This window comes from Cytophagia bacterium CHB2, assembly GCA_030263535.1.
Classification (GTDB): Bacteria; Zhuqueibacterota; Zhuqueibacteria; order Zhuqueibacterales; family Zhuqueibacteraceae; genus Coneutiohabitans.
On sequence record SZPB01000289.1, the window covers coordinates 1 to 10,302 of the forward strand.

Here is a 10,302-nt window from a genome sequence, read left to right on the forward strand (position 1 = left end):
AGCTTGGCCGGAAAGTGGTTGTGCGTCGGCACATTTGATATTATCTTGTGGGTGGAAAATTTGAACTTTTCACCCAACGTGGTTACGGACTATGCTCGGTCAAGCTATTTCCCAAGGTGACATTTTCAGCACGGAAAACTCCTATCGCGACAAGATCAAAGAGAATTCCTTCTATCGCTTTCTGTGCGAGCGACGCGCGGAGATCTTTCGCGATCAGGATTATGCCTCGCTGTATTGCTCGGATAATGGCCGTAGCAGTGTGCCACCGAGCGTGTTGGCCACCGCCTGTGTGCTGCAAAGCTATGATCGCCTGAGTGATGCGGAAACGGTGGCGCGCGCCACGTATGATGTTCGCTGGGCCGTGGCGTTGGGCACCGAGTTGGGCGACCAACCGTTTGCCAAGAGCACCCTGCAAGAATTCCGCGCCAAGCTGATTTTGAATGAACAGGCGCTGGCGATTTTCCAACGTTCTCTCACCTATGCTCGCCAGAGGGGCTATCTCACAAACAAAAGAATGAAAGTGGCGATGGATACCACTCACATTCTCGGTAAAGGCGCGGTGAAGGATACCTACAATTTGCTGGCCGATGGCATCAAGCAGCTCTATCGTACGCTCGAGCAGTTTCGTCCCGCGACCCTGATGGAGAAGCTCAAAGCAACTTTCTCGCGTTACTTCGGCAAGAGTTTCAAAGGCGAAGCCAGCATTGATTGGGATGACCAAACGGCCCGGCAGAATTTACTCACCGGTGTGGCGGCCGATGCCCGATCCTTACTCGAACTGGCCAAAGAGATCATGACGGCGAAGGATGCCGATGAAAGCCACGTCAAAAAAATTCGTGATGCCGCCGAATTGCTGAATGCGTTGCTGTTGCAAGACCTTGAGATGACGCCTGCGGGCCAAGCCCAAATCAAAGAAGGAGTCGCGCCCGATCGCATCATTTCGACCACCGACACCGAAAGTCGTCATGGGCGCAAAAGCGCCAGCCATCGTTTCGATGGTCACAAAGCCGCTGTGGCAACCGACACCGAGTCGCAATTGATCACCGCAGTCACGGTGATCGCGGGTAATGCCCAGGATGGTGAATGCGCCAAACCGTTGGTAGACGCCAGCCAAACCAACACCGGTAATGACGTCGAAACCGCAATTGGCGATTGTGCTTTTGGCATCACCGAAGTCCGTGAGCAGTTTGAGAACAGCGCCACCGCTTTAGTGGCCAAAGCGCCCAAGGCACCGCAAAGCACGCACTTCACCAAGCACGATTTCGCCGTTGATCTTGACAACAATCGCGTCACCTGTCCCGCGGGTCATACCACCACGACCTATCGCAACATCTCCTTACGCTTTGGCAGCAAGGCGGAGAAGCGTATGAGCAAGCGGTTCTATTTTCCTGCGGACGTGTGCTCGGGTTGTGCCTTGCGGGCCCAATGTATCAAATCCAAGAGTGCAGATGGTCGCATGATCCAATTACATCCGCGCGAGGACTTATTGCAGGCCGCGCGAGCGCGTGCAAAGACCGAAGCATTCAAAGAACAATATCGTACTCGCGTTGTGGTCGAGCATAGCATTGCGCGACTGGTGCAACGCGGCATTCGCCAAAGTCGGTACCTGGGTAGGAAACGTACGCTCTGGCAGGTCGCTCTGGCGGCTGCGGTGGTCAATCTCATGATCCTTGCGGCCCAAGAACGCACCAAGCGCAGTGAAAACGAACCCGATTTTGTTTTACAGTTTCAATTTTACCTTCTGCTTGAAGTCGTGTTCCTTCAACTTTTGACAGTACCATTATCGCAAAAGCAACTGGCGAGCAAAGGGTGGTAGTTTGTTCTATAGTTTTTTCGGCATCGCAACTTTTTAAACAACCGGGTTTCCGGCCAGGCTTCTAGTCTATAGTTTTTTCGGCATCGCAACTTTTTAAACAACCGGGTTTCCGGCCAGGCTTCTAGTTCACCAACAGTTTGTTGCACCGGTTTTTCATTCACCAGCGCCAAAGTTTTGCCATCAAACTGATTGCCAATACAAGCGGCTAACTTGGTGACATGCTGGGTCGCAGCGGGAAGCTTTTGAATTTTTCCGGCCATTAAATCGACGACGTTATCGGTGATGCCGAGGCGCTGTATGCGCGCCAAATCGAATTGCCAAAAGCCTTCACGATAGTCGAATTCCAGCAATTTCTCCTGATACAACGTTCTTAAAAACTGCGTAACAAAAAAAGGATTCCCGGCGGTTTTTTGTGCGATCAAGTCCGAGAGCGAGGCCGAGTCGTGGACCTCGCGGCGCAGCGTATCCGCGACAAACTGGTTGAGATGGGCAAAGTCCAGGGCTTTCAGTGTGATGCTGTTCAGCTTGCCACTGGAGTTTTTTGTATCGCTCTTTTCGATCTCCGTGAGCGTCAGCATTAAAGGGTGGGCCGCATTGACTTCGTTATCACGATAAGCGCCAATGACAAAAAGATAACGGCTCTGCGGGTCGGTCATGAGAGCCTGCAGCAACTTCAGCGTAGCGGAATCCGCCCACTGCAAATCGTCCAAAAAGATAACGAGCGGGTGTTCCGGCTGTGTAAAGACGCTGATGAAGCGCTGAAAGACCAGCAGGAAACGGTTTTGCGACTCTGCCGGCGGCAACTCCGGAACGGCAGGCTGAACGCCGATGATCCATTCGACCTCCGGAATTACGCCGGTGATGACTTGACCATTCGGCCCGAGCGCGTTGCTGAGCTTGTCTTTCCAGGCGGCAATCTCCTGCTCGCTTTCAGCCAACAACAGCCGCACCAATTCCTGCAATGCGTGAATGACGGCGCTGTAAGGGATATTGCGCTTGAGCTGATCGAATTTGCCGGCAATAAAATAGCTGCGTTGCTTGGCGATCGGCTTGTGTACTTCGTTGACCAACGCCGATTTGCCGATGCCCGAATACCCGGAAACCAACATGATCTCTGTTGCGCCCCGGCTAATACGATCAAAAGCGGCCAGCAAGGCCGCGATTTCTTGTTCGCGGCCGTATAATTTTTGAGGGATGTGAAAGCGGTCGGAAAAATCATTTTGCCCCGGCCTGAAGTTGACAATCTTTCCATTTGCCTGCCATTGCGCAAAGCAACTTTCTAAATCTGCGTGTAAACCGTGGGCGCTTTGATACCTGTTCTCTGCGGCTTTTGCCATTAACTTCATGGCAATTTCGGAAAGCGCTTTCGGCACACCAGGATTCAGCCTCTCTGGCGGCGCCGGGGCTTTTGCAATATGGGCGTGCACCAATTCCAACGGATCAGCCAGCTCGAACGGCAGCCTGCCGGTGAGCATCTCGTAGAAAGTAACGCCGAGCGAATAAAGATCCGTGCGATAATCAATCGACCGATTCATGCGCCCGGTTTGCTCCGGCGACATGTAGGCTAACGTTCCTTCGAGCAGATTGGGGGGGCTGATCTTTTGATTTTCATGGGGAAGCCGTGAGGCGATGCTGAAATCAATGAGCTGGACTTGCCGGCTGACGGGATTGACGACGATGTTCTTCGGCGCGATGTCTTTGTGGATGATGCCGTGCTGGTGGATGGCCGCGAGCGTGGCGGCAAGCTGCAGCCCGATTTCAAAAAACAGGTCAAGCGTGATTCCGCGGGCGTCCAGCAAGTGCCGCAAGGATTCACCGCCGAGGTCTTCCAGGATCAATGCCGGATTGGGGGGATGCAATTCCAGCGCGCAGGCTTTCGCGATCCCCGCGATGGGTAGGCTTTTGAGCAGGTCGTACTCGCGCTGCATTTCCGCCACGGCCGCCGGCTGCGGCAGCTCGTTACCCAGCGCCTTGATAATCACCGGCGCTTCCTCCGGCAGCCGGAGGCCGCGATAGACGATGCGTTTGCGGCCGCGATGAATCTCGGCCAGAATTTTGTAGCCCGGGATCACGCCAATTTTCCTTGTGATCGAAATTCAGACGATCTCACCAAGCGCAATTACAGCGGGCATGCCAGTCTTCATCTCGGCTTTCGTGAGACGTATGATAAGAAAAATCGGACAATCCGCAAGGGGGAGGGTGAAATGATCCCGCCACAGAAAGGAAATCCCACGGCGCAGGATTCTTCTTCCGAGGCCGTGGGATTGTCTATTCGGGCCGGCGACGATGCCGCTGCCCGGGTAAGTAGGGTCTGTCCAGAAATGCAGAAACCGCCCGGGCGCGTGGCCCCGAAGCGTGCACAAGTCAGATGAAACTCGCTCTTGCTCGTGACAAAGCGCCCGGGCGGTAGTGTTTTTGGACGGATACCCAATTACAGTTGCAGTCCGCTGGAATTCAGTATTGCCCTCAAGCGGCATGCGGGCGCAGTTTGTCGCCGAGCAGGGGAATCTCGTAACGGTGCAGGAAGAGCACGCCCGCGCTCGCCAGCAACACCATCACCGCCAGCGCAAACAGCAGGCCGCGGTCGTTTTTGACTTCGAGGCCGAGAACGGTGAGATGGCTCAGAATCGCGCCGCTCATCACGCCGAGCGCAAGCAATGCGCCCAGGGTGGTGGTGCGCGGCACGAGCAGCAGCACCGCGGCGATCAGCTCGACAACGCCCGAGCCGATGCGGCCCCAGGGCTCAACGCCCGGCGTGCTAAAGATATATTTCGACTCTTCCGCGCCGGTGAATTTGAAAAACAGCGTCTGCAGCAAAATCCCGGCTGCCACCAGCCGCAACGCCCAGCTCAGGACGAGTTGTGTTTTGGTCAATTCCATCGCAAAGACTCCTTGATTTAAGTTGCAGCCACGGTTTTGAACAGATGCCATCCTTCGTCGCGCCCGCGCGGAAATGCCGAGCTTCAGCTCACCATCATGGACGCCTGCCGGCGGGCAACACCTGCCGGCGCATTACGCACGTGGCGGTGGGTAGACGCATAAGCGTTCAACATGCGCCCCAGCAGCTTGCGGCCCCGGCTCAGCCGCGACATGACTGTGCCGAGCGGGCAGCCGACCGCGTGCGCGATTTCCTTGTAGCTCAAGCCGCTCACGTCGGAGAGCAGCACGATCATGCGATAATGCTCCGGCACGCGGTTGAGCGCAGTGGCGATGGTGTCATCAAACAAATCTTGGTAGTTCTCCACCACCCCGGCACTGGACAGCCGGCCGGCGTCATGTGTTTCCTCGTGGGGAATGACGGCATTGCCCGCCTCGAGACTTACCCAGCGCGGCTCGCGCTTCTTTCTGCGGTAACGATTGATGAAGTTCGTGATCAGGATGCGGGAAATCCAGCTGCCAAAGTTGGTGCCGGGAGTGAATTGGTGATAGAAGCGGCACGCCTTCAGAAACGTTTCCTGCACCAGGTCTTCAGCATCCAGCCGATTCCTGGTCAGCCGCAGCGCGGTATAGTAAAGTTGGTTGAGCAGCGGCATGGCGAGGGCTTCAAAGGACTCGCGTTCGCCTGCCTTGCCGAGAGGTCGAGCATTGGCCGGTGCTTCTCTTGTCATGAGTGCCTCCTTTCCTATATTCGTCGCGGGCGGCGGACAATCCTTACAGCCGGCCCCCCGGAAAATTTCCGGTCTCAGGCGTGGGCATTCGAGTCGTGTTCGTTGCTGCCGCAGTGCACGCACGGCTTGTGTTCGCCGGTGGCATGCTCGCTGCTGCGGCAATGCACACACGGTTTGTGCGCGCCGCTGCTGTGCGCGTCTCCGCCGCAATAGGCGCAGGGTTTGTGCTGGCCGCTGCTGTGCTCACGGCTGCCGCAATGAATGCAGAACATGGTAACTCTCCTTTATGGCTGCGAAACGTTCGACTCGAATGCTGCCGGACGGCGTTGCCAGACAGCACACGCGTGGTCTGTTACCTTGAACTGTATGGCCACCACGCATGTCATCCTGCAAGGATCCTGTGATGATTAGAGCACGGTGCCCAGTACCTCGCAAGATTCCTTCTGAATGACACGCGGAACAACTTGTACAAATCATAGTCACGAAGCCCCAACGATAAACCGCAACTCAAAGGGAATCGCCAACGGATTGAAGCAACCCAGCGGACAAAAAATATCCGCCGGGTTGTTTCAATCCGTTGGAGAAATCTCTTGCCTAGAGGGCAACGATTTCACTTTGAAGAAACTATGCTTTTCCCAAGACTCCGCTTGGGGAAGGTGGCCCTTCGGGCAGCAACAAAGCGACTTCTTTGCTGGCGACAATTTTCTGTCGATAGGGCGCTCACAAGCGCCTAGTCATCCTTTTGCTGTTGCTTGGCACGCAGTCCGGGCCAGTTCCGGTCGGCGCTGGCGATGTACTCGTCCCGCTTTTCACGCCATTCTTTCTGGACCGCCTTGCTGTAGTTGAGATACAGCTTGCCGTTCACGATATCCCAGGCCTCGGGGTCGACCGGCGCCGTATAGCCTTGACTGACCGCATAGGCGCAATAGCCGCCATATAGTGGCGCATATTTTTCCGGCTCTTTTTGGAACCGCACCAGATTCTCCCGGCAGGAGAAACGATACGTTGCTCCCCGCCATTCCTGTTCTAATTTGGAATCACCTTTAACCGGTTTACCGGCAGTGAAATAAGCAACGGGATCGTAGCCTCTGATTTTCAAATTGCCGTTGCCGCCGACCAGCAGAGCAACAGCGGCAACGAAAGCTGGAAGTTGCATAAGCATTTGATTCTCCTTTTGCTTTTACAAGCGCCATGGTGAACTGGATCTATCTTTCAGAAATTGAAGACCGGCGCCAACATATCCGCCTCAAACATCCATTGCCGCAGCCTGTGCCGCGCCCGACCGGTTTCGTTGGGAAGGCTGGTCGCCAGGGCTGTGCCTTCCGGCAGATGTTCGCTGCCGTTCCGTCGGCAATTGTACCCTCACTGCTTCAAATAAATGCCGAAAAAGTACTGTGGCTTGGCCAGCACATTTTCGCCATACGCCGCAAAAGCAACGCGCGTGTTGATGCCGAAATTTTGATAGAAATTGTAAAACACCCCCGGGCCATAAGCGAGATATCGTTGGTTGTTCGCATACAAGCCGCCCATGCCGCCCGTGACCGTGTCATCGCCATTGCGGAACGGCTCCACGCCGTTCATTTTGAAATTGACCGTCAGAACGCGGGCAATCGTGCAGCCAACCTCCGCCTCATAGCGGAACTCATCCGAATAGCCGTTCGCGCGGTTGTTGACGCCGGCCTCGCTGGTGAAGTACATCGGCATCGGATGGAAGGAATGCCCAAGCTGCAGCGAGAGGATTTGGTTGAACTCGCGGTCGCCGGTGAGCAGACCGTTCGGTTGGCTGTTGTCGCCAAATGGCAAACCGAACTTCAAACCGGCGCTGAGCACTGTCGGCCCGCTGCGCAGCAAGCCGACACGCACGCCAATTTCGGCATCGGCAATTCCGCTGACCGAGTCGCCGGGAAAATAGACAAAACCGGTGCTGCGGCCGACTTGACGGTTCAGCGTGATGTGCTTGTAGACAGGAAATTCACCCGCCAAAGTCAGCCACTCCGTGAGGCCATATTCGCTGTAGAAGCTGAAGGTATACTCTCCCAAAGTCGGAATGGTGATGACATTGCCATCCGGCTCATAGTAACGATCGGCGCGAACAAAGTAGAACTTCAGCTCGTAGTAGCCCAAGCCGCGTTTTTGTGTCCAGGCGCCGGCATGAGCGCCGCCGGATGCCAGGATAAGACCCGCGAGGGTGGCCATATAAACGAAAGTGCGTCTCACAATTTTTTTCCTTCTGTTTTGCCGGCTGGTTCTTCGCTTGACCCGATTACCGGCATAGCTTCCCTTAGCCGGCCAGCCCGGGAACCGCCAGAGGTTCTATCGCAACTGCACATAGCCAAATGTTACGTTGAACGGCACGCAGTGAATGATCACCCAGTTGTAAGTTGTCAGCGTCACGCCAGCCGGCACGTTGTAACTCTGCGCGCCGGAAGTTCGCTGCAGCCGGCCAAGATTGAGACTGTTGGTGCCAACGGTGCTGGTGGTAGAGAGAAAAACTTCGAGTCGCGGGCCATTGCTGCTGCTGAAATCGCTGCCCAATCGCAGGACGAGACTGCCATTTGGCTGTTGCGCGAGCGTCGCCGTGCCGCTGACGTTATAAGAGGTGTTGGGATTTCTAGTAAACGTGCCGCTACGGCTTGTTCCCAAAATGGTGAGACGAACTGCCGAACTTTCGACGCCATCGACTGTCGCGCGAATATTCACTCTGCCTGGCTGGAGGCCGGTTGCCAAACCGGTGCTGCTCACCGTCGCGATGGTTGCATCCGAGCTGCGCCAATTGGCAGTTCAGTCGCTCAACATCGGGCCGTTTAAGTCTTGGGCGAGGGCCGCGAATTGCAGCGTTCCGCCAATACCGATGTTGCCACTGTCCGGCACAACGACGACACGGGCAACTTGATTGGGGTTGGCCACCACCGTCAGGATGGCCGCGCCGCTCGTCACTCCACGCGCACGGGCAGTGATTTTCGTTTGACCGGTGTCGTGGCTCGAGGCCCGGCCGTTGGCGTCTATTGAAGCAATGTTCGGATCGGAGCTGCTCCATTGAAACGCGACATCAGGAATTTGATTTCCCTGGTTGTCATAGTAGGCGGCCTGAAAGCCGGTGGTTTTGCCCACCTCCACGGCCGTGTTTGTTGGAGCGATGACAATCCGTGCCGGCACTGTCATGGCCGGCTCAGCGATGAAATCAGTGCCAACGCAGGCCACGAGAAAAAGGGCGGTCGTTAAGAAAAGGCGTTTTAGGTGTTGCACAGGGCAATCCTTTGCTAATTTGTGGTCGCGCCGTTTCCTATTCGGAAGACGCATTCAGGGTCCAATCGTAAGGAATCAAGTCGATCGAGAAGTCGATCGGGATTCTCTCGGTGCGATATTGATTAATGTAGTCGATAACCGTTCTCCCTCCGCTGGCAAAATCGGCCTCGTACCATCTGAAAATTTCCGAGAGAAGAACTTTCCGGGCGCCGGAGTTCACGCGCACGTACGCGGCATCGTTGAGTGTAGCCCGGGCGCGCGAGTCGAGTTGCTCGTCCAAATTCTCGCTGAGGTATGCGTAATCGAGCAGAGTTGGACAACCTTTGGCCGCGCACACCAGCGCGAAATGAATGCGCGCGTCATTGAATTTTTTGCGCAGCTTGTCGTTTTCAATTTCATTCAATGTCAGCGAATCGCCGGCAACGCGATGCTTGGCGCGATCAAAGAAACCCGAAACGTCCAACGGAGATTTGACGGGGTAGCGGCTGACCACAGAGCTGATAACCAGCAGATTATAGGCGTTTATCCAAAATGCCTTTTCGCCATTGGCGTCAGTCAGCCTTTCTAAGTCAAAACTGGCCAGCGTTGAAATAACTTCCTGCATTGCTCGCGGATTCTTTTTGATGGCCGCATAATCGACTCGGCCTTCGTGAACGTATTTGCCGAAAAAACTGCTTGCCCGAGAGTAAAACTTTGCAGAATGAGTTTGCGCGTTCACGAATGCGGCAAAAATCAACAAAAAGAGAAAAGCGCATCTTGCTCGATTCATTTCTTCGATATTCTCCTGGCTATCGATGTCATACTTTCCGCCTGAATGCTCCAATCTTTTTAATTGAATAATGTCGCCGCCCGCACTTGTGGCATCACCAAAACCGCATCATAACCCCAAATCAATTCTTTTGTGTTTGGGGCTAAGGAACCCAGCTTTTGCGCGTGCAGCAAGGGACGCAGCGGACGCAGGTCGAACACCGTCCAGAGTTTTTGATCGGCTGCCGCCAAAAAAGGCTTGATATCGGCAAGATCATAAGTGGTAACGGCGTCGATCTTTTTGTTTTTGTCTGCTTCGTTTCCCACAAAAGGCAGATAAGCGTTCTGCGTGCCTGCCACGCCGATCACGAATAAGAGAAACGAATGATTGTTGTTGGCTTCTGCCAACTCCGCCGCGAGATTACCAATGTCGTAAATATTGGTGTAACTGCGGCCTTTTTTGATGTGATAGACGCCAAATTTAAACAGAACCCGGGGCGGGCTGTCTTGTTGTGCGAGCGCGCTCAGCGCGCGCGTTGAAAAAAGCGCTAATGCGGCGAAGCTCAATGCAAGAGTTCTTTTAGCCGGCATGAATCATCTCCTGAAGTATTTGGATTTCTGAATTGCTGGAATTTCTGGCGCTGCAATACGCCAATAATCCACCAATCCGGTCTTAGAACCCCGCGCCCTTCGTATTTAGCCTGATGCGATAGACAGCAGTGTTCGAAGTGATAAAAAGCGTCGAGCCCTCTTCACCCCAGTTGCAATTGCCCGTGGGCACGCCGAAATCAAAGGTGCCGAGATGTTTGCCTGGCGGCGAAAAAACATAGATGCCACCGGGACCGCCGCCGAAAATGTTGCCGTGCGCGTCCACCTTCATGCCGT

Annotated in this window: 10 protein-coding genes and 1 pseudogene; 1 reads left to right on the forward strand and 10 read right to left on the reverse strand. The window is 54.9% G+C overall.

Features of this window, described 5'->3' with window-relative positions; genetic code table 11:
- The first annotated feature begins 91 nt into the window (after positions 1-91).
- Complete coding sequence (locus tag FBQ85_22160) at positions 92-1,816, forward strand: IS1182 family transposase (GenBank protein MDL1877845.1); 1,725 nt, start codon at positions 92-94, stop codon at positions 1,814-1,816.
- Here the strand turns inward: FBQ85_22160 and FBQ85_22165 are convergent.
- The 10 genes and pseudogenes from FBQ85_22165 to FBQ85_22210 all read right to left on the reverse strand — a co-directional run bounded on the left by FBQ85_22165 (position 1,762) and on the right by FBQ85_22210 (position 10,008).
- Positions 1,762-3,798, reverse strand: a pseudogene (locus FBQ85_22165) (serine/threonine-protein kinase PknK). The gene FBQ85_22160 and the pseudogene FBQ85_22165 overlap by 55 nt on opposite strands.
- Before the next feature lie 484 nt (positions 3,799-4,282).
- Entirely contained in the window at positions 4,283-4,696 is a 414-nt protein-coding gene (locus tag FBQ85_22170; protein ID MDL1877846.1) for a DoxX family protein, read from the reverse strand.
- Positions 4,697-4,779: 83 nt separating this feature from the next.
- Complete coding sequence (locus FBQ85_22175) at positions 4,780-5,424, reverse strand: sigma-70 family RNA polymerase sigma factor (GenBank protein ID MDL1877847.1); 645 nt, start codon at positions 5,422-5,424, stop codon at positions 4,780-4,782.
- A gap of 74 nt (positions 5,425-5,498) precedes the next feature.
- The gene (locus FBQ85_22180) at positions 5,499-5,696 is read right to left on the reverse strand and encodes a hypothetical protein (GenBank protein MDL1877848.1); all 198 of its coding nucleotides are present in this window, start codon (positions 5,694-5,696) and stop codon (positions 5,499-5,501) included.
- A gap of 458 nt (positions 5,697-6,154) precedes the next feature.
- Entirely contained in the window at positions 6,155-6,586 is a 432-nt protein-coding gene (locus FBQ85_22185; protein ID MDL1877849.1) for a YHS domain-containing protein, read from the reverse strand.
- A 200-nt stretch (positions 6,587-6,786) separates the two neighbouring features.
- Positions 6,787-7,641: a hypothetical protein gene (locus FBQ85_22190; protein MDL1877850.1), complete on the reverse strand. Its 855-nt coding sequence runs from the start codon at positions 7,639-7,641 to the stop codon at positions 6,787-6,789.
- A 96-nt stretch (positions 7,642-7,737) separates the two neighbouring features.
- Positions 7,738-8,175 carry a DM13 domain-containing protein gene (locus FBQ85_22195; GenBank protein ID MDL1877851.1) on the reverse strand — a complete coding sequence of 146 codons (438 nt, stop codon included), beginning with the start codon at positions 8,173-8,175 and terminating at the stop codon, positions 7,738-7,740.
- A gap of 30 nt (positions 8,176-8,205) precedes the next feature.
- A complete protein-coding gene (locus FBQ85_22200; GenBank protein ID MDL1877852.1) occupies positions 8,206-8,724 on the reverse strand; it encodes an Ig-like domain-containing protein in 519 nt (172 codons plus the stop codon).
- A complete protein-coding gene (locus tag FBQ85_22205; protein ID MDL1877853.1) occupies positions 8,708-9,439 on the reverse strand; it encodes a DUF547 domain-containing protein in 732 nt (243 codons plus the stop codon). The genes FBQ85_22200 and FBQ85_22205 overlap by 17 nt, the downstream gene beginning before the upstream one ends.
- Before the next feature lie 59 nt (positions 9,440-9,498).
- On the reverse strand, positions 9,499-10,008 hold the full coding sequence (locus tag FBQ85_22210) for a hypothetical protein (GenBank protein MDL1877854.1): 510 nt from the start codon (positions 10,006-10,008) through the stop codon (positions 9,499-9,501).
- Between the last annotated feature and the right edge of the window lie 294 nt (positions 10,009-10,302).